The following is a 21,361-nucleotide window of genomic DNA, read 5'->3' as shown; positions in this document are numbered from 1 at the left end:
AAACGCAAAAGCCCGGACCAGAGGCCCGGGCTTGAGTGATGGTCATCAGAGATTGACGCTGCCTTCGAGAGGCAGTTGCAGCCTCTTACGAGTGGTAGGCAGCTTCGCCGTGCGACGCGAGATCGAGACCTTCGCGTTCTGCTTCCACGGTGACGCGCAGGCCGACGACGAGATCGACGATCTTGTAGATGACCAGCGAGCCGATACCGCACCATGCGATGGTGACGAGAACGGCATAGACCTGGGTCATGAACTGACCGCCCATCGTGACGCCTTCGGCATAGCCGATACCGCCGAGCGAGGCGGATGCGAAGATGCCCGTGGCAAGAGCGCCGAACAGGCCGCCGATGCCGTGGACGCCGAACACGTCTGCCGTGTCGTCATAGCCGAACTTGTTCTTGATGACGGCAACGAAGAAGTAGCACAGCGGCGAGACGATCAGGCCCATGACGATGGCGCCCATCGGACCGGCAATGCCGGCAGCCGGCGTGATGGCGACGAGACCGGCGATCATGCCCGAGACAGCACCGAGCAGCGAAGCCTTGCCGCGGGTGAAGGTTTCGACAACGCACCAGGAGAGGACGGCTGCAGCGGTTGCAACAAAGGTGTTGACCGTTGCGAGCATTGCGCCGCCCGAAGCTTCGAGGTTGGAGCCTGCGTTGAAGCCGAACCAACCGACCCAGAGCATTGCAGCGCCGACGAGCGTCAGCGTCATCGAATGCGGAGCCATCATGTCCTTGCCGTAGCCGGTACGCTTGCCGACCATGATCGCACCGATCAGACCTGCAAGACCTGCATTGATGTGAACGACGGTGCCGCCGGCAAAGTCAAGCGCGCCCCAGCCGAAGATCAGGCCATTTGCGTCCCAGACCATGTGGGCGATCGGGAAGTAGACGAAGGTAACCCACAGGATGCAGAACAGGATCGAAGCCGAGAACTTGATGCGCTCGGCGAAGGCGCCAATGATCAGTGCAGGCGTCAGAGCCGCAAAGGTCATCTGGAACATCACGAAGATGAATTCCGGAATGACCACGCCGTCGGAGAAGGTTGCAGCCGTCGAGTCCATGTTGACACCCGACAGGAACATTTTCGCCGTACCACCCCAGAAGGCGGAGGTGCTGCCGCCGAAGGCAAAGGAATAGCCGTAGGTCACCCAGATGATCATGATGGCGGCACCGGCAACGGTGCACTGCATCAGGACCGACAGCATGTTCTTGGTGCGGACGAGGCCGCCGTAAAACAGGGCGATGCCCGGCATCAGCATGAACAGCACGAGAAGCGTGCAGATGAACATGAACGCGGTGTCGCCCTTGTCGGCAACCGGGGCGGCAGCCGCGGCGGCGACTGCCGGGGCGGCAGCGTCCTGCGCAAAGGCGACGGCGGGCGCGGCGAAGGCCGCAGCCGCGGCACCGAGACGCCCGAGAGTGGAAAATTTAGTGAATTGCATAGCTTGAAGACTCCCCTGTCAGCCGTTCTTACAGCGCTTCAGTATTGGTTTCGCCGGTGCGAATGCGCACGGCCTGCTCGATCGAATAGACAAAGATCTTGCCGTCGCCGATCTGGCCGGTCTTGGCGGAAGAGGCGATTGCTTCAACGGCTTTTTCGACGAGGTCGGTCGGAACCGCGATCTCGATTTTCAGCTTCGGCAGGAAGCTGACCGCATATTCCGTCCCACGGTAGATTTCCGTGTGTCCCTTCTGGCGTCCGTAGCCCTTTACTTCGGTCACGGTAAGGCCCTGGATACCGACAGCGGTGAGGGCTTCGCGCACCTCATCCAGCTTGAATGGCTTGATAATGGCCATTACAATTTTCATCTGGCTTCCCATCCTTTGTTGCTCGGCTCGGGGCCGATTCTCCTGGATCACTGCCTGATCAAGAGCAGCGACTGACATGACACATTCAAGGGTCATGCCAGTTTGAGAAGCCATATTAAGCTATTGATAAGAATGACCCTTTCAGAACGTCGCCAAATAACGGGCAACGCGCTGGCCAAATTGCGGCGAAAACTTGTGCAGTTTTCTCAAAATGCCCAAATATTATTCATTTGCTCTTTTACGAATCAAACCTTCTTGCGCGACGGATGCCACGAGCTCGCCGGATCGACTGTAGATTGCGCCGCGGGTCATGCCGCGCGCGCCGGATGCGCTGGGACTGTCCTGCGAATAGAGCAGCCAGTCGTCGAAACGGATCGGACGGTGGAACCACATCGCATGGTCGATACTCGCGGCCTGGATGGTTGGATCGAAGATCGAGGTGCCGTGCGGATAGAGAGAGGCATCGAGAAGCGTCATGTCGGAGAGATAGGCAAGCAACGCCGCCTGGATCGGCCGGTCGTCCGGCACCGGGCCGGTGGTCCTCACCCAGATATCCTGGCGCGGCTCCAGCTTCTCCTTGGACAGATAATGCGCAAGCGATGTCGGCCGCATCTCGATCGGACGCTCGCGAGACCAGTAGCGGCGCACGGCATCCGAGCCGTGCTTGAGGAACATCTGCTTGAATTCGCTTTCCGGCATCAGCTCTTCCGGCATGGCGACGGGCGGCATCGACATCTGATGGTCGTAACCGCCTTCGTCGATCTGGAACGAAGCGGACATCGAAAAGATGGCATGACCATGCTGGATGGCGACAATCCGTCGCGTGGTGAAGCTCGACCCGTCCCTGATACGCTCCACTTGGTATATAATCGGCACCAGCGGATCTCCAGGCCGCAGGAAATAGGCATGCAGCGAGTGCACGAAGCGATCGCTGGCGACCGTCCGCTGTGCCGCAACCAGCGCCTGGCCGATCACCTGTCCGCCGAACACTCTCTGCCATCCCGTGTCGGGGCCGGTCCTACCGCGAAACAGGTTCTCCTCCAGCTTTTCGAGGTCGAGTACGGTCAGCAGTGCGCTGATGGGATCGATCGGGGTAGAAGAACTCGACATTAAGACGGACTCCGGCGGTAGGAAGCGGGCACTTGATGATCTATATCTAAGGCTAAGCGTTTCGAGCTCAAATGGAAACGCCACGAAGTGTTTGACGTGCTCGGGAGTTTTTCAATGCTGGACATGCTGGTTGTGGGTGGTGGTTATGTGGGCCTTGCGGCGGCGGTCGCGGTCAAGCAGGCGGCGCCGCATCTGGAGGTCCAGGTCGTCGAGGCCGCACCGGCCGGTGTCTGGGAAAAGGACGAGCGAGCCTCCGCGATCATCGCGGCCGCCAGCCAGATGCTCGACATCCTCGGCACTTGGGACGAAATATTGCCGCACGCCCAGCCGATCAACCGGATGATCGTCACCGACAGCCGGACATCCGATCCGGTCCGCCCGGTCTTTCTCACCTTCGACGGCACGATCCAGGCAGGCAGGCCGTTTGCCCATATGGTGCCGAACGTCGCGATGGTGCGCGCCCTGCGCGGTGCCGCCGAACGGCTCGGCGTATCGATCCGTCACAGCCTTTCCGCCACCGGCTTCGAGACGACCGCAACGCATACGACCGTGAAATTTTCCGATGGCTCGACCGAGGAAACCCGCCTTCTCGTTGCCTGCGACGGCGTGCGCTCGAAGCTGCGCGACATGGCCGGTATCCGCACTGTCAACTGGACATACGACCAGTCCGGCATCGTCGCGACGGTTGCCCATGAACGCGACCACGAAGGCGTGGCGGAAGAGCATTTCCTGCCGTCCGGCCCGTTCGCCATCCTGCCGCTCACCAACAACCGCTCGTCGCTGGTCTGGACCGAGCGCACCGATGCCGCCGAGCGCCTGATGGCATCGGACGACTTGATCTTCGAGGAAGAGCTGCAGCGGCGCTTCGGCCACAAGCTGGGCGAAATCCGGTTGGTCGGCGGTCGCAAGGCCTATCCGCTCAGCCTCACCCTGTCGCGTGCCTTTGTCGCACCGCGCTTCGCGCTTGCCGGCGATGCCGCCCACGGAATTCATCCGATCTCCGGCCAGGGCCTCAACCTCGGCTTCAAGGATGTGGCAGCGCTTGCCGAGACCGTCGTCGAGGCGGATCGCCTCGGCCTCGACATCGGCTCGCTCAATGTGCTCGAGCGCTACCAGTCGTGGCGGCGTTTCGATACGTTCCGGATGGGTGTGACGACGGATGTGCTGAACCGGCTGTTTTCAAACGACGTCACGCCGATCCGCATCGCCCGCGATTTCGGCTTGGGCGTCGTGGAGCGGCTTCCGAAGATCAAGGATTTCTTCATCGGTCAGGCTGCCGGAACGACGGTGAAGGACAACCCGAAACTGCTGAGCGGCCGATCGATCTGAAGGTTGCTCACGGCTCGATCTGAAGGCTAGTCCTCGAGCTTGCGGGCTTCCGACATGAGCATGATCGGGATCCCGTCGCGGATCGGATAGGCAAGGCGCGCGCCTTGCGACACGAGCTCGTTGTTTTCGCGATCGAGTGACAGCCTGCCCTTGGTCAGCGGACAGACGAGAAGATCGAGCAGTTTCGGATCCACCTTGCTGAGTTTTTCGTCCATGACCGGCCTTTGCCCTACTGCAGCACGTTCGCTGTCCCGGATCCCTGCGCAAGCAGGATCTCGGTGATTGCGATCAACGTATCAGCCCGGCTCTTCAGATCCGGTGCCTCCAGAAGCGCCTGTTTCTCGGCAGGACCGAAGGGCGACATCATCGACAGCGAATTCACCAGCGTCCGGTTTCCGGCCCGCTCGATGCTTTCCCAGTCCGCCTCCAGCTTGTTGGCGTCGAGATAGGCCTTGAAGACCCGCAGCAGTTCCGGCCGGTTGACGGCTTTTTCGTCATCCTCGTCGGTCAGATCGGACAGGAAAGGCGCGTGTCTGAATTTGCGGAACGGATGGCCGCCACCGATCTCATCGAGCAGCCTGAAGCGGCAGATCCCGCTGAGCGAAATGATGTAGCGGCCATCGCCGGTTTCGGCAAAGGACGTGATCCGGCCGGCGCAACCGATCGACGACAGCGCCGAGCGCCCGCCGCCGAGCGGCTCGTCCGGTTCCATCAATGATGGCTGCACGATGCCGATCAACCTGTCGCCCGCAAGCGCTGCATCGAACAGGGACAGATAACGCGGCTCGAAGATATTCAGAGGAAGCTGGCCTCCCGGCAGGAGCAAAGCCCCAGTCAGCGGAAAGACCGGGATCGTTTCCGGCAGATCCTCCCGCTTCAGATAGCGCGCGTTTCCCACATGCATTGGTCCGATACCTCCCAGACCACATTCACCGGACAAAAATGTCTGTCCGAATCTGGCCGTTGTCCAAACCTGGCCGTTCAGCCAAACCTATAAAACTAATGTGGGGCATCGTCGCCGGAACGCAAGGCTGCGATCCGGCTTAGCGATCAATCGGCAACACAATCAGGAGAACAGGATCGACGAAAGGCGGCGGCGCCCGGAAATCGTAGCTGGATCTTTCGGCCCCCAGACCTCGAAGAATTGCAGCAGCTGGCGGCGCGCGCCATCGTCGTCGAAGGTGCGGTCCTTGCGCATGATGGTCAGCAGGTGATCGGCCGCCTTTTCGCGTTCGCCCTGGACGTTGAGGATCTTAGCGAGGCTCACGCGGGCCTCGTGATCGTCGGGGTTGGCGGCAAGCTGCTGCTCGAGTGCGATAGGGTCACCCAGCTTGCGGGCTTCCTCGATTTGCTCCAGCTTCTTGGCGACCGCCTGTATTGCGGGATCGGCAGCCATCTCTTCGGGCAGGGAGGCGAGCATCTCGCCGGCGCGGGCCGTTTCGCCCATGCCGATCAGGCACTGCATCATGCCGGCCGCAGCCTTGGGGTTTTCCGGGTCGGCCTGCAGCACGGCGCCGTAGAGCTGTGCGGCACCCTGGATATCGTCCTGTCCGAGCAGGGTTTCCGCATCGCCGAGCACCGCCTCGATCTCGGCCGCTTGGTCCATGCCCTCTGGACCTGCGACCTTTTCGATGAACTCGCGGATCTGGCTTTCCGGAATGGCACCCATGAACCCGTCGACCGGACGGCCATCGGCAAAGGCGATCACGGCCGGGATCGACTGGATCCCGAGCTGTCCCGCGATCGAGGGATGGTCGTCAATGTTCATCTTGACGAGCCTGACGCGACCCTGGGCTTCGTTGACGACCTTTTCGATGACGGGCGTCAGCTGCTTGCACGGACCGCACCAGGGCGCCCAGAAATCGACGAGAACCGGCTGGCTGCGCGATGCCTCGATCACGTCCTTGCCGAAGCCTGCGGTCGTCGTGTCCGAGATATAGCTACCGGCAGCAGCAGGGACAGAGGAAGCCGCGGGCGCTGGGGCCGCAGCAGGCGTCGAACCGAAGTTCACCGTCGCGTTCTGGCCACCGTAGTTACCGGCGCCGTAGGAGCCACCATAAGGATTGTTCGTGCCGCTCATGAAAGTGTTCTCCCGGAAAAAGTCCAATCGGCACACGGCCGATGCGCATTATGTCTTACTCTGAATTGCAAAGATCGTATGTCAGCCCGTCACTTTCAAGACAAGCGGCGTATGGCCCGTCGCCTCCAGAAAGCGGATAAGATCGTCGCGACCGATCGACGTCGTCGCATCGTTTGAGAGTGGATGGCCATTGATCACCTCTTCGCGCATGAGGTCTTCGTCGAGCACGAACGTGACGTTGTTATCCGTGTCGTTCAGCGCGCCGAACACGGTGACGGAGCCCGGCACGACGCCGAGAAATTCCAGCATCTTTTCAGGATTGCCGAACGAGACGCGACTGGACGCACCGATCACCTTGTGGACGGTCTTTAGATCGACGCTGGCGTTTTCTTCGACCGTGATGACGAAGAACTGGTCCTTCTTGTCTTTGACGAACAGGTTCTTGGTATGCCCGCCCGGGATCTCGTCACGCAGGCTGGCTGATTCCGATACCGTAAACACCGGTGCATGCGCTTTCGTCTTGTGGGCAATATCGAGGCTATCGAGAAAGGCGAACAGGTCTTCTGCGGTTTTTGGCATGATCGATCTTGGCTGCTCTTGAGGTGTTGGCCCCGGCCGGCGGGGTAAGGATGGCGGACTATAGACAGATTGTTCGGACCGGCCAAGATGCACGCTTTGGCGCAAACCCTTGTTTCGCAGGGGCTTTCGAAGCTCCTGAAAAATTCTTCATCGAGATCGTCATTTCCCTGTTGCATTTGAAAAAAGTCTGGGCCATATACCGCCCGTCGCCGGCAACGAGCGGCACCGACGATCCAGACTACCACCGGGTCGACGGTTTATGAGCGGGTGTAGCTCAGTGGTAGAGCACAACCTTGCCAAGGTTGGGGTCGAGGGTTCGAATCCCTTCGCCCGCTCCAAATTTTTCCTTCAGACGAAAAAACGAATAACGGTATTGGTACCCAGTAGGGTACCTCGTCTATTATCGTCATTCGCTGGCTGCCTGCATCCTCGCAGCCAGACCGAGGCCGCCTTGCGGCAGCCTCGTCCCCCTCGCATCAGCTCTTCGAAAACACGTAGTCGGTTTCCTGGCGCAGGGTTTCGCCCGGGCGAAGCACTGCATTGGGGAAAGTCTCGTGGTTGATGGCGTCCGGCCAGACCTGGGTTTCCAGGCAGAAGCCGGCGTAAGGCGCATAGTGGCGGCCTTCCATGCCGGGCACCGGCAAGGCGAGCTTGAAGCCCGCGTAGAACTGGATCCCCGGCTCCGTGGTGCGCACTTCGAGCTGCACGCCGGAATACAGGCTGCGGGCAAGCGCGACCGAGCGCTTGGCAGTCCTCTCCTCCGAGAGGCAGTAGTTATGATCGAACTTCACCTGTTCGCCATCGGCGCCGGTGCGCTGGATCGGACCCATCTCGCTCAGGTCGAACGTGGTGCCAGCAAGCGGCATCAGGACGCCGGTCGGCACCATCCTTTCATCCACCGCCGTCAACTCAGCCGCGGCGATCATCATGTCGTGGCCGAAAATGTCGGGACGACCGTCGAGATTGAAATAGGAGTGCTGGCAGACGTTGGCGGGCGTCGGCTGGTTGGTCACCGTGTCGTAGATCACCGAAAGCACCCCGTCTTCCATCAGCTGGTAGGTCGCAGTGACGGTGCAGTTGCCGGGATATCCGGCGCGTCCGTCCGGGTCGGTGATCTGCAGCACGACTCGGTCTTCCGCGTGATCGACGATCGACCAAATGCGCCGGGCGATACCGTCGGATCCGCCGTGCAGATGGGTTACGCCGTCTTCGTTGAGTTCCAGCTGGTATTCTGTGCCGTCGATCGAGAAGCGGCCATCGCCGATGCGATTGGCACAGCGACCAGGCGTGGCGCCGAAATAGGGCGAGTAGGCCTCATAGTCTGCGAAATTGTCGAACCCCAGCACCAGAGGCGGCTCGTGGCCGGCAAGCCGCAGATCCTGGATAACCGAACCCCAGGTGAGAACCTGGGCTGTCAGCCCGCCGCCCGACAGCGTGATCCGGTGCACCGCCTCGCCGCTCTTCGTCGTGCCGAAAATCTCGAATTCATGACCCGTCATAACCCATCTCCCGAATGTTTGCGGCAAACTGCGTGATTTCGGTCAAAGCTGCAACGAGGCCAGCGGAAAAATCCGTCAGGCTATCATCCAGCAAGGATGACGGGGCAGAAACCGGTCTCGGTCACTCGGTGCCGATTTTTTCGACGTCGTAAGGCGTCGTCTGGTAGATCTCGTTAATCCAGTTTCCAAACAGCAGATGCGCATGACCGCGCCAGCGGTTGAGCGGAGCCAGCGTATCGTCGTTGTGCGGAAAATAGTCGTGCGGCATCTTGATCGGTATGCCGGCATCGACATCGCGGAAATACTCGTCGGCAAGCGAGGTGGAATCGTATTCGACGTGGTTAAACATGAACAGCCGCCGTCCGGCCCGCTCATGCACGAGGCAGAGGCCCATTTCGTCGGATTCCATCAGGATCTCGAGGTCACTGCCGGCCTTTTCAACATCCTCCCGACGAACTTCCGTCCAGCGCGACACCGGCACCTGGAAATCGTCGGAGAAGCCGTTGAGGTAGACGGAGGCCGGCGACAGGTTGCGGTGGCGATAGACCCCAAACGCCTTTTCCTTCAGCCCGTGCTTCGGAACGCCGTGGAAATGATAGATGGCGGCCATCGCCCCCCAGCAGACATTCATGGTGGAATGCACGTTGGTGGTGGTCCAGTCGAAGATTTCCTTCATCTCCTGCCAGTATGTGACGTCCTCGTATGGCAGGGTTTCCACCGGCGCTCCGGTGATGATGAAACCGTCGAACTTGCGGTGCTTCACCTCTTCCCACGTCTCGTAGAACGACAGGAGATGATCTTCCGATGTGTTCTTGGCCTTGTGGCCGCCGATGCGGACCAGCGAAAACTCGACTTGCAGCGGCGAAGCGCCGACAAGGCGCGCCATCTGCACTTCGGTCTTGATCTTGTTGGGCATGAGGTTGAGAAGCCCGATCTGCAGTGGCCGGATGTCCTGCCTGACCGCCATCGTTTCGGTCATCACGCGCACGCCCTCGGAAACGAGCGTGTTGAAGGCAGGCAGCGTATCGGGGATCTTGATCGGCATCTCTTCAACCCAAAAACAAAAAGCCGGCACGAAGAATCGCAGCCGGCCCGTGGGAAGTTTTTGAAACTCTTCTCGCGGCCCTTTAGCGACTTTTTTTACGTGGCTGCAAGCCGGCCGGCCAAATCACCACGGAATTTCGACTTTTCAAATAATCCCTGCCACGCCCGCCGTCAATGGCAGCAAAAATGACCGCTTTCGCACGAACAGTGCGACACGCGCCTTTCCCTTGCGAGCCGCTTTAGGATATGGGCATGGGCAATGGCCAACTCGACCTTCACGATCCTGCTCGGCGGTGACCTCACCGTAACCGACCGACTGCAAAAGGCAGTTGCCGCAAGCCGCTTCATTGCGGCCGACAGCGGCATGCGCCATGCAGAGGCGCTGGGTGTGATGCCGGAGCTCTGGGTGGGCGACTTCGATTCCTCCGACGCCGCCCTGATCGAGCGCTTTCCGGATGTCGAGCGCCGGACCTATCCGCCTGAAAAGAACGAGACGGACGGCGAGATTGCGACGGCTGAAGCGATCGAACGCGGCGCGACGCGGTTGATCCTGATCGGCGCACTGGGCGGCGAACGATCCGACCACGCGCTCCAGCATTTTCTGCATGCGATGAGCCTTGCCGAACGCGGCCATGACGTTCTTCTGACATCCGGCGAGGAAGAGGCTGTGCCGTTTCTCACCGGCACGATGACGCTCGACCTGCCGAAGGGCGCGCTGTTTTCCGTCATCGGTTTTACCGGCCTTGCAGGCCTCGACATTCTCGGCGCGCGCTATCCACTCAAGGATTACGCGCTGCCCTTCGGTTCCTCCCGCACCGTGTCCAACGTTGCAGAAGGGCCGGTCCAATTCCATTTACGTGACGGCAGGGCGATGATCCTTGCCCGTCCAAACGATTTTTCCGGAGCATAGACGCCGCATGGCACCGCCTATTCTGAAACTCGACGATATCGTTCTAACCTTCGGCGGCACGCCGCTTCTCAACGGAGCTGCGCTGCAGGTGGAGCCCGGCGACCGCATCTCCCTCGTCGGCCGCAACGGGTCGGGCAAATCGACGCTGATGAAGATCGCCGCCGGCATGGTGGAAGCGCAGTCGGGCGAGGTTTTCCGGCACCCCAATGCGACGATCCGCTATCTCGAACAGGCGCCGGATTTTGCTGGTTACAAAACCGTGCAGGCCTATGCGGAAGCGGGGCTTGGACCTGGCGACGATTTCTACCGCGTCACCTATCTGCTGGAGCATCTCGGCCTGACAGGAGAGGAAGACCCGGTCAGGCTTTCCGGTGGCGAGGCGCGACGCGCAGCACTTGTCCGCGTCATGGCGCCGGAACCTGACATTCTGATGCTGGACGAGCCGACCAACCATCTGGATCTGCCGACCATCGAATGGCTGGAAGACGAGCTGCGCAAGACCCGCAGCGCGCTCGTCGTCATCAGCCATGACCGTCGCTTTCTCGAAAAGGTGTCCAACGCCACAGTCTGGCTGGACCGCGGCACGTCCCGCCGCCTGTCGCGCGGTTTCGCCCATTTCGAAGCCTGGCGGGATCAGGTTCTCGAGGAGGAAGAGATCGAGCAGCACAAGCTCGGCAAGGCGATCGAGCGCGAAGAACACTGGATGCGCTACGGCGTGACCGCAAGGCGCAAGCGCAACATGCGCCGCGTCGGCGAGCTGCAGAGCATGCGTGCCGACTACCGCGGCCACAAGGGACCGCAGGGCTCCGTTCAGGCCTCCGTCGCCGAAGGGCGCGAGTCCGGCAAGCTGGTGGTGGAAGCGGAAAACATCACCAAGACCTATGACAAGCCGATCGTTGCGCCATTCTCGACCCGCATTCATCGCGGCGACCGGATCGGCCTGGTTGGTCCGAATGGCGCTGGTAAGACGACGCTTCTCAAGATGCTGACGGGTCAGCTTGCTCCCGACAGCGGCTGGATCAAGCTCGGCACCAATCTCGAAATTGCCACGCTTGACCAGAAGCGCGAGGACCTCGATCCTGCCGACACGCTGTCGCATTATCTGACCGACGGCCGCGGCGAGACGCTGCTGGTCAACGGCGAACAGCGGCATGTCGCGGGCTACATGAAGGACTTCCTGTTCCAGCCGGAACAGATCCGCACGCCGATCAAGAACCTCTCCGGTGGCGAACGCGCAAGGCTGATGCTGGCCCGCATGCTGGCAAAGCCGTCGAACCTTCTGATCCTCGACGAACCGACCAACGACCTCGACATCGAGACGCTGGACCTCTTGCAGGAAATCGTCGCGGGCTATGCCGGCACCGTCATTCTCGTTAGCCATGACCGCGACTTTCTCGACCGCACCGTGACCTCGACGATCGCCCCGACAGACCCGGATGCCCCTGATGGCCGCTGGATCGAATATGCAGGCGGCTATACCGACATGCTGCAGCAGCGCAAAGGCATGGCCGACGAAAAGCGCCGCGCCGATAAGGCGGAAAAGGCGAAAACGGACAGCACTGCTCCGGCTGCGACCAAGGCAAAGGGCAAGCTCTCCTTCAAGCAGAAGTTCGCGCTGGAAAACCTCCCCAAGGACATGGCCAAGGCGCAGGACGAGATCGCTACATCCGAACGGAAGATGGCCGATCCCAAACTCTTCGCCAAAGACCCGTCGGCGTTTTCAAAGCTCGCCGCAGAGACGGCAAAACTACGCGATCGTGTCGCCAAAATGGAAGAAGAATGGCTGGAGCTTGAGATGCTACGAGAACAGATTGAAGGATAGTTAAAGAATTCCTATACTTAATAAATAAATATCCACCGTTTTATTTGTCGCGAGCCGGAACAAACATTCCCCGGTGACGTTCGGCATCCATCAAGTGGTCGAAATGCGTAGTGCGGTATGAATGCCGACATGCCGACCAGATGGAAACAAAACGGTTAGGAATGTCCAATGCTGACTAATGTGATGCGTCGTCGGCTGGCGAGTGATGCAATGGAACAGCGCGTTCTGATCGTCGAGGACGAATTCCTGATCGCGCTTGATGTTGCCGAGACTGTCGAGAGCATGGGTCTCAAGGTTGCAGGCTTTGCCAGCGCCCGCAAGCACGCCCTGTCGCTCGGTGCATACGCCGATATAGCGCTGGTCGACGTCAATCTCTCCGACGGCCGGACCGGTCCGGAAATCGGACGCGAACTCGCTGCCGAATACGGCCTGACGGTCATCTTCATGACGGCCAATCCGGAAGACGTGAAAGACGGCGTCGAGGGATCGCTCGGCGTTCTGACCAAGCCTGTCATGCCGCATGTGGTGGAGCAGACAATCGACTATGCTATCGCCAACCGTCTCGGCGGCATGGCGATCGTGCCGCGTGACCTCAAGATATTCCGCAACGACTCCCAGTCAGGCTACGCGCTCAACGCGTGAACCTTGTTGCCAAAGAACTACTAGCAAGAAAGCCGTCCGGCACGCCGGGCGGCTTTCTTTCTATCGAGACTGCTATCGCACGATGCCCCTCGGTCCTTGGCCCTGAACGCAAGACGGCAGCGGTTCGACACCACTTGCCAGACAATTCCTTCACCGTTACATCTACTCCCGCTCTAACGGGGTGCTGCGCGGTAACGTGCGGCTGAGAGGCTTTCAGCCAACCCGCGGAACCTGATCCGGCTAACACCGGCGGAGGGATTAGACGGCTCACGATCAGCGCCTATTCCCCTTGTAGATTGATTTTGAAGGAGGCGTTGATGCGCAAACTCTTGCTATCGCTCACCGTGGCTGCGGCCACCATCATCCTGTCACCGGCCGCAAGGGCCGAGGACAAGGTGCTGACCATCTACACCTATGAAAGCTTCACCGCCGACTGGGGCCCCGGCCCCAAGGTGAAGGCGGCTTTCGAAAAGACCTGCGCCTGCAAGGTCGAATTCGTGGCTGTCGCCGATGGCGTCGCACTTCTGACCCGGCTGAAGCTGGAGGGTGAGACGACCAAGGCCGATATCGCGCTCGGGCTCGACACCAACCTGATTTCCGAGGCCAAGGCCACCGGCCTGTTCGAACCGCATGGACTGCAGGCATCGTCCGGGAATGGCGGCATCAGCGTTCCCGGCAATTACGCCGATGATACGTTCCTGCCCTATGACTACGGTCATTTCGCCGTCGTCTACGACACGAAGACCATCACGAACCCGCCGAAGAGCCTGAAGGAACTGGTGGAAGGCGATCCGTCGCAGAAGATCGCGATCGAAGATCCGCGCACCTCGACACCCGGCCTCGGCCTGCTTTTGTGGATGAAATCCGTCTATGGCGACAAGGCGCCGGAAGCCTGGGCAAAGCTGAAGGGCCGCATCCTGACCGTCACCCCCGGCTGGTCTGAAGCCTACGGCCTGTTTACCAAGGGCGAAGTGCCGATGGTGCTGTCCTATACGACCTCGCCTGCCTACCACATGGTGGAGGAGAACGAGAACCGTTACCAGGCGGCTGCTTTTTCCGAGGGACATTACGTTCAGATCGAAGTGGCCGGCATGCTGAAGGGCGCCCGTGACAAGGATCTCGCCCGTGACTTCCTGAAGTTCATGGTGTCGCAGGGCTTCCAGGATGTGATCCCTACCACCAACTGGATGATGCCGGTGACGAAGACGTCGCAACCGCTGCCAGACGCTTTCGGCAAGTTGGTTCAGCCGGAAAAGACATTCCTGATGGGATCTGACGAAGTCGCGAAGAACCGCCAGGCATGGATCGACGAATGGCTCAACGCCATGAGCATGAACTGATCGGCTGAACCGGGTATGCTGCTGACCGCTGCCGAGCGAAGACGAGGGATTTCCGGCGGGGTGCTGAGCCTCGGCGCGATCGCGCTTTTCGTCGGCATCGCGGTCTCGGCCCTGCTGTCCTGGGACGCCCCTGAAACGCAGGGGCGATTGTTCTCGGCCTATACCGGCCGCATCCTGCAGTTCACGCTGTGGCAAGCGGCGCTCTCGACCCTGTTCTCCGTATGCCTGGCACTGCCCGTCGCACTTGCTTTGGCAAGACGACCGAATTTCATGGGCCGTGTCTGGATCGTGCGGCTGATGGCGCTGCCGATGGGCCTGCCGGTTCTGATCGGTGCGCTGGGTCTGATCGGCATCTGGGGCCGCCAGGGCGCGGTGAACGGCCTCCTATCGACATTGGGACTGGAGCAGCCGATCAGCATTTACGGGCTGACCGGCATTCTTCTGGCGCACGTCTTCTTCAACCTGCCGCTGGCCGCCCGGCTGTTTCTCGTGGCGCTCGAGCGGCAGCCGGCGGAATACTGGCCACTCTCGTCCAGCCTCGGCATGAAGCCCCTGTCGATCTTCCGCTTCATCGAGGGGCCGGCCCTGATCCGGGTCGCGCCGGGCATTGCCGGGCTGATCTTCATGCTCTGCGCCACCAGTTTCACGCTGGTCCTGATCCTGGGCGGCGGGCCGGCGGCGACGACGCTGGAAGTGGCGATCTACCAGTCGCTGCGCTTCGACTTCGATCCGCCCCGCGCCATCGGACTGGCGGTGCTGCAGATCGCTGTGACGGGGCTGATCCTCGCGGCACTCGCGTTTCTCCCCGCCCCCGACGGCTCGCATGTCACTGCCGGCCGCGCGACCCGCCGCTTCGATGGACGGACATGGGGCGCTAGGGCTTGGGACGGCTCAACCATCCTCGCAGCAACTCTGTTTCTCATCCTGCCGCTCGCCTCGATCTTTATTGCCGGCCTTAAGGCCGATCTCTGGCGACTGGCCTCCAGCCCCGCCTTCCTCAACGCGGCCTATACAAGCCTGTCGATCGCGCTCTTGTCCGGCCTTCTGGCCGTCAGCGTCGCATTGGCGATCATTCATGCGCGCATTGCCATCAGAGATCTCCGCCACCCCGGTATCCCGGCGCGCGGACTGGCGGCGATGCTGGGTGCTACGTCGTCGCTGGTGCTCCTGGTGCCGCCGGTCGTGATCGGGACAGGCTGGTTCCTGCTGCTTCGCCCGTTCGGAGATGTCTCGCGTTTTGCCCCAGCACTGGTCGCGGCGATCAACATGCTGATGGCGCTGCCCTTCGTGATGCGGGTGCTGGAACCGGCAATCGAGGATCATCGGCGGCAGACGGCACGGCTGACAGCGAGCCTTGGCGTAACAGGCTTTTCGAGGCTGCGGCGGATCGACCTGCCCTTCCTGATCGGCCCTGTCCTGACGGCACTCTCCTTTGCCATGGCGCTTTCGCTCGGCGATCTCGGAGCCGTCGCCCTGTTCGGCTCCACGGAACTGACGACTCTGCCCTGGCTCGTCTACAGCAGGCTCTCCAGCTACCGAACCAACGACGCCGATGGGCTTGCCTTGCTTCTCGGGATGATATGTCTGGCGCTCACGATCCTCGGAAGTCTGAGCCGCCGAAGGGAATACGATGGCTGACAGCATCCGCCTGGAAAAGACTGCGCTGCAACTCGGCACCAAACGGTTCAGCTTCGATATAGCGATGACCGACGGCGCGATTACCGCCGTGACCGGCCCGTCGGGCTCAGGAAAATCGACTCTCTTGAACCTCATCGCAGGTTTCGAGATACCGGAGTCGGGCCACATCCTGATCGCCGGCGAGGACGTGACCCACGCGCACCCCTCAAAGCGGCCGATCTCCCTGGTATTCCAGGACAACAACCTGTTCGCCCATCTCGATCTCTTCACCAATATCGGCCTGGGCGTCGATCCGTCCCTGAGGCTTTCGCGTGAGGACAGGATGAGGATATCGCAATCACTCGACCGCGTCGGGCTTGCCGGCTTCGAGACGCGCAAACCGGGAACGCTGTCCGGTGGCGAGCGGCAACGCGCGGCCTTCGCGCGGGTACTGGTGCGAAAGAGACCCGTTTTGCTGATGGACGAGCCGTTTGCGGCGCTTGATCCCGAACTCAGGTCTTCGATGGCGTCGCTGCTTCTGGACCTGCACCGCGAAACCGGCAATACGGTGGTGATCGTCAGCCACGACCGCGCCGAGGTTCAAAAGCTTGCTGACGTGGTGGTCGCTGTCGACGATGGCACCATCGTCAACTCCGCCGCAAACACGGCTATTCCTTACGCCCGCTAGAGGCCAGTCGACGGAGCGTCGTCACGAATAGAGACAGGCGAAAACCAACGTTATCGCAGTGCCACAATTTGGTCTTGCGGCGATGTCATCGCCTTGGTTTATCAGAAGTCAATTGCAAACGCGCCGGCTGAACCTATCTCTTTTATCTGTGCATGCGATGCGAAAATCGGTACGAAGCGAAGGTGAACAGGACTGACGGTGCAGAAGACACGGATCAAAACACGCGAGGACGCGACACCCGGCAGGACCGGGCAGACCAGCGCACCGCGCCGTTGGAGACGCTTTGCCGTCGTGTTGCTCGCAAGTGCAGCACTCGCAGGCTGCCAATCCGTGTTCGATCAGGCCTACACGCCGAACGTCTCGCCATCGGACTCGCCGCAGATCGTCGACGAAGTTCAAAAGAACGATCCGCGGGCGCAGATGGGTGCGCGCGAGCATCCCCGCATCGTGGCAAGCTACGGCGGCGAATATCGTGACGCCAAGACCGAACGGCTGGTCGCCCGGATTGCCGGCGCCCTGACCGCCGTTTCGGAAAATCCGACGCAGTCCTTCCGGATCACTATCCTCAATTCCCCGGCGATCAACGCCTTCGCCCTGCCCGGTGGCTATCTCTATGTCACCCGCGGATTGCTGGCGCTCGCCAACGACGCTTCGGAAGTCGCGGCCGTGCTGTCGCACGAGATGGGCCACGTCACCGCCAACCACGGCATCGAACGCCAGCGGCGCGAAGAAGCCGAAGTCATCGCCAGCCGGGTGGTTGCCGAAGTTCTATCGAGCGACATCGCCGGCAAGCAGGCGCTTGCCCGCGGCAAGCTGAGGCTCGCTGCTTTCTCCCGCCAACAGGAACTGCAGGCGGACGTGATCGGTGTGCGGATGCTGGGCGAAGCTGGCTACGACCCTTACGCCGCTGCGCGCTTCCTCGATTCGATGGCGGCCTATGCGCGCTACTCGGCTGTCGATCCCGACAGCGACCAGAGCCTGGACTTCCTGTCCAGCCACCCTAATTCCGCCCAGCGCGTCGACCTGGCCCGCAGGCATGCCCGCAACTTCGGCCAGGAAGGCGTCGGCGACAAGGGTCGCGACTATTTCCTCGCCGGCATCGACGGTCTTCTTTATGGCGACAGCCCCCAGGAGGGTTATGTCCGAGGCCAGACCTTCCTGCACGGGGGCCTTGGAATACGCTTCGACGTTCCGCCGGACTTCCGCATCGACAACAAGGTCGAAGCCGTGTTGGCGACGGGACCAGGCGAGACCGCGATCCGTTTCGACGGCGTCGCCGCTGGCGACACCAGCAGCCTGCCGAATTACCTGACCAGTGGCTGGGTAGCCGGCCTTCAGCCGGAAACCGTGCGGGAAACAACCGTCAACGGCCTGCCGGCCGCAACCGCACGCGCCTCTGCCGAACGCTGGGATTTCGATGTGACCGTGATCAAGGTCAATGATCAGATCTTCCGGTTCCTGACGGCGGTTCCGAAGGGCAGTCCCGCGCTCGACACGACCGCGCAAATCCTGCGCAACAGCTTCCGCCGCATGACACAGCCTGAAATCGCGTCGCTGAAGCCGCTCCGCGTCCGCGTCGTGAGCGTCGGGCCGCAAGATACGATGGCATCGCTGTCAAGCCGGATGATGGGCACCGACCGCAAGCTGGACCTGTTCAAGCTGATCAACGCCATTCCGGTCGGCGCGACATTGTCACCGGGCCAAAAGGTCAAAATCATTTCCGAATGAGGCTTGTATAAAAGCTTCAAAGCGCGGAGGCCGTCTCAAGGGCCTGCGCGCTTTGAAGCATCGTATCGAGATGTCGCGACCGCCAGAGCGGCGCGGGCACAGTGTGTTTAGGACACAAGCGCCATCTGCGGATTTGCGGTGACAAGTGCCGACTTCAGCTTCTCGATCGCGCGGCTTTCGATCTGCCGCACACGCTCCTTGGAAATTCCGAGCTTGGCACCCAGCGCTTCCAGCGTCGCACCGTCATCCGTCAGCCTGCGGGCGCGGATGATCATCTTTTCGCGGTCGTTGAGCTTGGTGAGAGCACCCTGCAGCCATTTCAGCCGACGCTCGCCATCGATCATGCCGGAGACCTGTTCGTCCGGCAGTGGTTCGCCGCTGGCCAGCATGTCGAGGCGTTCGCCACTGTCGGCATCACCGGAAATCGTTGGAGCCTGAAGCGACGAGTCATTGCCGGAGAGGCGGGCATCCATGGTCTGCACGTCGGAAACGCTGACGCCGAGTGCGACGGCAATTTCCTCATGGATGGCCTGAGCCGTGAGGTTGGAGTCGCCGCGGGCAAGTTTTGCGCGCAGGCGGCGCAGATTGAAGAACAGCGCCTTCTGGGCTGAACTCGTACCACCGCGAACGATCGACCAGTTGCGCAGGATATAGTCCTGCATGGAGGCACGGATCCACCAGCTGGCGTATGTGGAAAAGCGGACATCGCGGGCCGGTTCGAACCTTGCCGCAGCCTCGAGCAATCCCACATAACCTTCCTGAACGAGATCGCTCATGGGTAGACCGAACCCACGGAATTTCGACGCCATCGCGATGACGAGACGCATGTGGGCGAGTGCAATCTGGTTTCGAGCGCCCTGATCCTGGCGGTCTTTCCAACGGATTGCCAGATCACGCTCTTCCTCGCGGGCGAGATACGGAGCCGACATCGCTATCTTGATCATTGTGCGTTCTGCGGACATGGCTGTCATAGTGTTCTCCGTGGTGCCGTGATCGACAAAGGGCAGAACCAAAAAAAACGCTGAATTGCGGGATTACCGATATTCCAGCCTTGATTTTTGCGAATTTCTGCCGATGTCCCTCAAGTGTCTCGCGGAGGTCTTGGACCGGTTAGGCAATCGCCCCGCTATTGGTCAGGACGGAGAACACGCAGCACGATGCAGCATTAAATTCGCCGTTCCGGCGGGTTAACGCGCTTGTGTTGTAAAGGTTCCAACAAAAAACCCGGCACTAGGCCGGGTTTTTGGTGTTGTCTTTCAGAGACAAAATCAGGCTGCTTCTTCTTCCTGAGCTTCATCTTCCTCGACTGTCTTGCCGCGCTTGGGACCCTTGGCAAGGTTGACCTCGATCAGGCGAACAGCTTCCGTATCGGACATCTTGTTGACGGCGGCAATTTCGCGCGCCATGCGATCCAGCGCCGCTTCATACAGCTGACGCTCGGAATAAGACTGCTCGGGCTGGTTTTCGGCGCGGAAAAGATCGCGCACCACTTCTGCAATGGAAATCAGATCACCGGAATTGATCTTGGCATCATATTCCTGTGCGCGACGCGACCACATCGTGCGCTTCACGCGGGCCTTGCCCTGAACCACCTTCAATGCACGTTCGACGAAATCCGTCTCGGAGAGCTTGCGCATGCCGATGCTCAAGGCCTTGGCGACCGGAACCTTCAGGCGCATTTTGTCCTTTTCAAAATCGATCACGAAAAGCTCGAGCTTCATGCCCGCGACTTCCTGTTCTTCGATAGAGGTGATCGTGCCGACGCCATGCGCAGGATAAACAATCGATTCACCAGTTCTAAAGCCCTGGCGTGCGGGAGAATTCTTTTTCAGTTGGGTCGTCATTCGATTCACAAACTCCCTTTGACTCACCCGTTTTATCGGGTCTGGGGAAACCGGGTCTGTCAGGCCCGGATGAGACGGGGGAAACCGTCGGGTCACTCCATACTGATCCGACAACGCGCGCAAAAACAGACCAACTCGCGAAACGGCGACGACAACATCAAAGTGTTGCAATGTCACGGGGAACGCGGGGAGCGATCTGTTTCTTTCGTGATGTTTTTCGGGCACGCGAGTGCCACCTTGTGGAACAGTGAGTAAGCTCTACCACAAAAAAGTGCGGAAATCAATAATTTGCTTTTATTCTTGCAAGCCGCGTGACAGTCGGACAGTGCCCAACCAAAAGACAGCTGATTCGAGCGGGTGACGGGCGCACCGTCACCATCCAGGTTTAATCGCCGGAACCTGGCTCCGCCGAGAAGTACTTTTCATACTTGCCTTCTTCGCCGTCCATTTCCTTGGCCTCCGGAAGCGGATCCCGCTTCACGGTAATGTTCGGCCAGATCTGCGCGAAGTCGGAGTTCACCTTCAGCCACTTGTCGAGACCTGGTTCCGTGTCAGGCTTGATGGCCTCAGCCGGACATTCAGGCTCGCAGACGCCGCAATCGATGCATTCGTCCGGGTGAATGACCAGAAAGTTCTCACCTTCGTAGAAGCAATCGACCGGGCACACTTCGACACAGTCTGTGTATTTGCAGCGGATGCAATTGTCTGTCACGACGAATGTCATGCGAAACTCCGAATATCGCAGATTGCGGCACGCTGCCGACGAAAGGTGCGGCAGGCGAAAAGCCGGCAGACTTCAGCACTCAAGGAAGTCATGCTTTTCGAGTGTCACCTAATGCCTTTGCTGCAACTGCGCAAGAATAAACCGTGCGTAAAAACCGGGTCTTGGGGGCGGATTTTCTAAACCTAGTTTTCGCCCGCTTCGGGAAACAGGCGTTCGGTCTCACGCCTTTCCTTCTTCGTCGGACGCCCGGAGCCCGGCAGGCGTTGCGCCTGCTCGAACGCCGTCAACTTCTGGCGTTCCTCCGGAGGCGGCGTCAGATCTTCGTAGAGAAGCCGCGCCTCTTCGAATGGACCCCGCCGATCACCACCGGACTTGACGACCAGAACCACATCGCGCCGTTCCAGCTTGATGTCGAGGCGGTCCCCGGTCTTGACCTGATAGCTCGGTTGAGAAACCAGCGCGCCGTTTATGCGGATGCAGTTGGACTGGATCAGCGACTGCGCGATGGAGCGTGACTTTGCCATGCGCGCGAAAAAGAGCCACTTGTCGATGCGCTGTCGCGAACCTGCATGCAGCTCTTTTTCAACCATT

At 60.4% G+C, this 21,361-nt stretch carries 22 protein-coding genes, 1 tRNA gene and 2 riboswitches; of the genes, 10 read left to right on the top strand and 13 right to left on the bottom strand.

What is annotated here, in order from left to right; genetic code table 11:
* Positions 1–85: 85 nt before the first annotated feature.
* The 3 genes from ACQY1J_RS05195 to tesB all read right to left on the bottom strand — a co-directional run bounded on the left by ACQY1J_RS05195 (position 86) and on the right by tesB (position 2,924).
* Positions 86–1,447: an ammonium transporter gene (locus tag ACQY1J_RS05195; RefSeq protein WP_062462266.1), complete on the bottom strand. Its 1,362-nt coding sequence runs from the start codon at positions 1,445–1,447 to the stop codon at positions 86–88.
* A gap of 28 nt (positions 1,448–1,475) precedes the next feature.
* Entirely contained in the window at positions 1,476–1,826 is a 351-nt protein-coding gene (locus ACQY1J_RS05190; protein WP_062462263.1) for a P-II family nitrogen regulator, read from the bottom strand.
* Positions 1,827–2,036: 210 nt separating this feature from the next.
* Positions 2,037–2,924: an acyl-CoA thioesterase II gene (gene tesB, locus ACQY1J_RS05185; RefSeq protein ID WP_430250863.1), complete on the bottom strand. Its 888-nt coding sequence runs from the start codon at positions 2,922–2,924 to the stop codon at positions 2,037–2,039.
* Between the two features lie 114 nt (positions 2,925–3,038).
* Between tesB and ACQY1J_RS05180 the strand changes: the two genes are divergently transcribed.
* The gene (locus tag ACQY1J_RS05180) at positions 3,039–4,253 is read left to right on the top strand and encodes a ubiquinone biosynthesis hydroxylase (RefSeq protein ID WP_325265480.1); all 1,215 of its coding nucleotides are present in this window, start codon (positions 3,039–3,041) and stop codon (positions 4,251–4,253) included.
* Between the two features lie 26 nt (positions 4,254–4,279).
* On the opposite strand, the gene ACQY1J_RS05175 is transcribed toward ACQY1J_RS05180, so the two are convergent.
* From ACQY1J_RS05175 to ACQY1J_RS05160, 4 genes are all read right to left on the bottom strand, one after another.
* Positions 4,280–4,468 (bottom strand): Trm112 family protein, encoded by a 189-nt coding sequence (locus ACQY1J_RS05175; RefSeq protein ID WP_062581585.1) that lies wholly within the window; start codon positions 4,466–4,468, stop codon positions 4,280–4,282.
* A 14-nt stretch (positions 4,469–4,482) separates the two neighbouring features.
* On the bottom strand, positions 4,483–5,157 hold the full coding sequence (locus ACQY1J_RS05170) for an LON peptidase substrate-binding domain-containing protein (RefSeq protein ID WP_062462253.1): 675 nt from the start codon (positions 5,155–5,157) through the stop codon (positions 4,483–4,485).
* A 162-nt stretch (positions 5,158–5,319) separates the two neighbouring features.
* Positions 5,320–6,333, bottom strand: coding sequence for a thioredoxin (trxA, locus tag ACQY1J_RS05165; RefSeq protein ID WP_430250862.1), 1,014 nt, complete (start codon positions 6,331–6,333; stop codon positions 5,320–5,322).
* Positions 6,334–6,414: 81 nt separating this feature from the next.
* Positions 6,415–6,912, bottom strand: coding sequence for a prolyl-tRNA synthetase associated domain-containing protein (locus ACQY1J_RS05160; protein ID WP_062462247.1), 498 nt, complete (start codon positions 6,910–6,912; stop codon positions 6,415–6,417).
* 50 nt (positions 6,913–6,962) lie between these two features.
* Here ACQY1J_RS05160 and ACQY1J_RS05155 point away from each other — a divergent pair, with 50 nt between their 5' ends.
* A complete protein-coding gene (locus ACQY1J_RS05155) occupies positions 6,963–7,175 on the top strand; it encodes a hypothetical protein (protein WP_139283769.1) in 213 nt (70 codons plus the stop codon).
* Positions 7,176–7,250 (top strand) — tRNA-Gly (locus ACQY1J_RS05150). It abuts the gene before it with no gap.
* A 138-nt stretch (positions 7,251–7,388) separates the two neighbouring features.
* On the opposite strand, the gene ACQY1J_RS05145 is transcribed toward ACQY1J_RS05150, so the two are convergent.
* A complete protein-coding gene (locus ACQY1J_RS05145; protein WP_430250861.1) occupies positions 7,389–8,411 on the bottom strand; it encodes an aldose epimerase family protein in 1,023 nt (340 codons plus the stop codon).
* Between the two features lie 121 nt (positions 8,412–8,532).
* Positions 8,533–9,456: a homoserine O-acetyltransferase MetA gene (metA, locus tag ACQY1J_RS05140; protein ID WP_209902388.1), complete on the bottom strand. Its 924-nt coding sequence runs from the start codon at positions 9,454–9,456 to the stop codon at positions 8,533–8,535.
* A 62-nt stretch (positions 9,457–9,518) separates the two neighbouring features.
* A riboswitch (SAM riboswitch) is annotated at positions 9,519–9,596 on the bottom strand.
* Positions 9,597–9,714: 118 nt separating this feature from the next.
* On the opposite strand from metA, the gene ACQY1J_RS05135 reads away from it, so the two are divergent.
* The 7 genes from ACQY1J_RS05135 (at position 9,715) to ACQY1J_RS05105 (ending at position 18,202) form a co-directional block, all read left to right on the top strand.
* Positions 9,715–10,365: a thiamine diphosphokinase gene (locus ACQY1J_RS05135; RefSeq protein WP_192085646.1), complete on the top strand. Its 651-nt coding sequence runs from the start codon at positions 9,715–9,717 to the stop codon at positions 10,363–10,365.
* A gap of 7 nt (positions 10,366–10,372) precedes the next feature.
* Entirely contained in the window at positions 10,373–12,187 is a 1,815-nt protein-coding gene (locus tag ACQY1J_RS05130) for an ABC-F family ATP-binding cassette domain-containing protein (RefSeq protein ID WP_430250860.1), read from the top strand.
* A 168-nt stretch (positions 12,188–12,355) separates the two neighbouring features.
* Positions 12,356–12,829, top strand: coding sequence for a response regulator (locus ACQY1J_RS05125; protein WP_062462225.1), 474 nt, complete (start codon positions 12,356–12,358; stop codon positions 12,827–12,829).
* A gap of 167 nt (positions 12,830–12,996) precedes the next feature.
* Positions 12,997–13,104: riboswitch (TPP riboswitch) on the top strand.
* Between the two features lie 27 nt (positions 13,105–13,131).
* Complete coding sequence (gene thiB / locus ACQY1J_RS05120; RefSeq protein WP_430250859.1) at positions 13,132–14,169, top strand: thiamine ABC transporter substrate binding subunit; 1,038 nt, start codon at positions 13,132–13,134, stop codon at positions 14,167–14,169.
* Between the two features lie 15 nt (positions 14,170–14,184).
* A complete protein-coding gene (gene thiP, locus ACQY1J_RS05115) occupies positions 14,185–15,807 on the top strand; it encodes a thiamine/thiamine pyrophosphate ABC transporter permease ThiP (RefSeq protein ID WP_430250858.1) in 1,623 nt (540 codons plus the stop codon).
* A complete protein-coding gene (locus ACQY1J_RS05110; RefSeq protein ID WP_430250857.1) occupies positions 15,800–16,474 on the top strand; it encodes an ATP-binding cassette domain-containing protein in 675 nt (224 codons plus the stop codon). Before thiP ends, ACQY1J_RS05110 begins: the two co-directional genes overlap by 8 nt.
* 213 nt (positions 16,475–16,687) lie before the next feature.
* Positions 16,688–18,202, top strand: coding sequence for a M48 family metalloprotease (locus ACQY1J_RS05105; protein ID WP_092660919.1), 1,515 nt, complete (start codon positions 16,688–16,690; stop codon positions 18,200–18,202).
* Between the two features lie 107 nt (positions 18,203–18,309).
* Here the strand turns inward: ACQY1J_RS05105 and ACQY1J_RS05100 are convergent, their stop codons facing one another.
* From ACQY1J_RS05100 to ACQY1J_RS05085, 4 genes are all read right to left on the bottom strand, one after another.
* The gene (locus ACQY1J_RS05100; RefSeq protein ID WP_430250856.1) at positions 18,310–19,173 is read right to left on the bottom strand and encodes an RNA polymerase factor sigma-32; all 864 of its coding nucleotides are present in this window, start codon (positions 19,171–19,173) and stop codon (positions 18,310–18,312) included.
* A gap of 297 nt (positions 19,174–19,470) precedes the next feature.
* Positions 19,471–20,046 (bottom strand): CarD family transcriptional regulator, encoded by a 576-nt coding sequence (locus ACQY1J_RS05095; RefSeq protein ID WP_062462212.1) that lies wholly within the window; start codon positions 20,044–20,046, stop codon positions 19,471–19,473.
* A gap of 385 nt (positions 20,047–20,431) precedes the next feature.
* Positions 20,432–20,770 (bottom strand): ferredoxin FdxA, encoded by a 339-nt coding sequence (gene fdxA, locus ACQY1J_RS05090; protein ID WP_062462209.1) that lies wholly within the window; start codon positions 20,768–20,770, stop codon positions 20,432–20,434.
* A 182-nt stretch (positions 20,771–20,952) separates the two neighbouring features.
* Positions 20,953–21,360 (bottom strand): RNA-binding S4 domain-containing protein, encoded by a 408-nt coding sequence (locus tag ACQY1J_RS05085; RefSeq protein WP_062462206.1) that lies wholly within the window; start codon positions 21,358–21,360, stop codon positions 20,953–20,955.
* Position 21,361: the final 1 nt, after the last annotated feature.

Origin of the sequence: Neorhizobium sp. DAR64860/K0K1, from assembly GCF_050500205.1 — a bacterium.
Lineage (GTDB): Bacteria > Pseudomonadota > Alphaproteobacteria > Rhizobiales > Rhizobiaceae > Neorhizobium > Neorhizobium soli.
This window is presented reverse-complemented; position numbering and strand designations above follow the sequence as displayed.